Genomic DNA, 1,393 nt, shown 5'->3' with positions numbered 1-1,393 from the left:
TCCGTTCAGGAAAGCGCGAGCTGGTGGAAAAAACGGTCATCTCATTTCGCCAAAAAGACGTGGCCTATATGGCCTGGCGCAATAACCGCGATGGACTGGCGCAGCGCTGGTGGCGGGAAACGCTGCTGGCAAGCCAGGATGTTACGCGCTTATATCAATGACCCATCCACACCGAGGCGGAAATCGCCGGCAGCGTCAGGATATCCTCGGCAAGCACGCCTTTGCCCTCCTGGTGCTGCCATTGACTGACGCTCAGTAATGGCGAGGCTGGCAGGACCACTTCACAAGCGTGGCCACGGTTAATCGCCACCAATACACGCTGGCGGTTTAGCACGCGTACAAACACCACCACGTTATCCTCGGCGTAAATCACCTGACAACCACCATGGCGCAGCGCCTGGCTCTGGTGGCGTAATGTTGCCAGCCGCTGATACAACGCCAGCAGGTTAGCGTCCTGTTTTTCAGGCTGCCACGGGAATGGTTTGCGACAAAACGGATCGTTGTTCCCATCCAGTCCCACTTCGTCACCGTAGTAAATACAGGGCACGCCAGGCCAGGTAAACAGCCACACCACCGCCAATGGTAAACGTGCGACGTCTTTACCGAGCAGAGATTTAAAACGGGCGGTATCGTGGCTGTCGAGCTGGTTGAACATCCGCAACTGCTGCTGATGCGACAAACCCGCACGATAGTTATCCATCCACGCCATACAGGTCTGGGCGTCAATGAATTGCGGATCATATGAGATATCGGTATTGGCGAGAAATCCCCATATCGGGAAGGTAAAACCGCGATAGTTCATGGCGGCATCTTCCGCGTCGGCCTGCAACCATTGGCGCGCGTCGCCAAAATGCTCGCCCACCACATACGCCTCTGACAGGGTCTCTTTCGCCGCCTGCGTAATTCCGGCCACGTGCTGCAGGTTGTTGTGCGCACCACCGGCCTCTCCCAGCATATGCACCACGTCAAGACGCCAGCCGTCCATACTCCACGGCGCTTTCAGCCAGTGGCGAACGATACTGTCTTCGCCGCGATAAATTTCATTCACCAGGCTTTCAGAGGAAAAGTCCAGCTTGGGCAGGCTGGAATACCCCAGCCAGTCGAGCGCGACGCCGTCGGCTGAGAAATGATACCAGTCGCGCCAGGGGGATTGCGGATTATGGCACGCGCCATCCGTTCCCCGATTATGTCGGTCAAACCAGGCGTGTGAATCGCCGCTATGGTTAAAAACACCGTCGAGAATCAGGCGCATCCCCTGCTGTTGGGTGGTGTGACGCAGGCGCAGCAGCGCCCTGTCGCCGCCAAACTGCGGATCAACATGACGGTAATCTTCGGTATCGTATTTATGCACGCTCGGCGCGGTAAATACCGGATTCAGGTACAGCGCCGTGAC

The 1,393-nt window shown here is 57.1% G+C and carries 1 protein-coding gene and 1 pseudogene; one reads left to right on the top strand and one right to left on the bottom strand.

Translation table 11 applies throughout. The annotated features are described in order from the left end of the window. Positions 1–161: pseudogene (locus tag FDW87_RS21665) on the top strand (LysR family transcriptional regulator); the annotation flags it as partial. Here FDW87_RS21665 and malZ read toward each other — a convergent pair. Then, a partial coding sequence (gene malZ, locus FDW87_RS03365) for a maltodextrin glucosidase (protein WP_252362982.1) occupies positions 155–1,393 on the bottom strand: 1,239 nt, incomplete at its 5' end. The pseudogene FDW87_RS21665 and the gene malZ overlap by 7 nt on opposite strands.

Origin of the sequence: Citrobacter sp. wls826 (assembly GCF_005281245.1) — a bacterium.
Taxonomy (GTDB): Bacteria; Pseudomonadota; Gammaproteobacteria; order Enterobacterales; family Enterobacteriaceae; genus Citrobacter; species Citrobacter braakii.
This window is presented reverse-complemented; position numbering and strand designations above follow the sequence as displayed.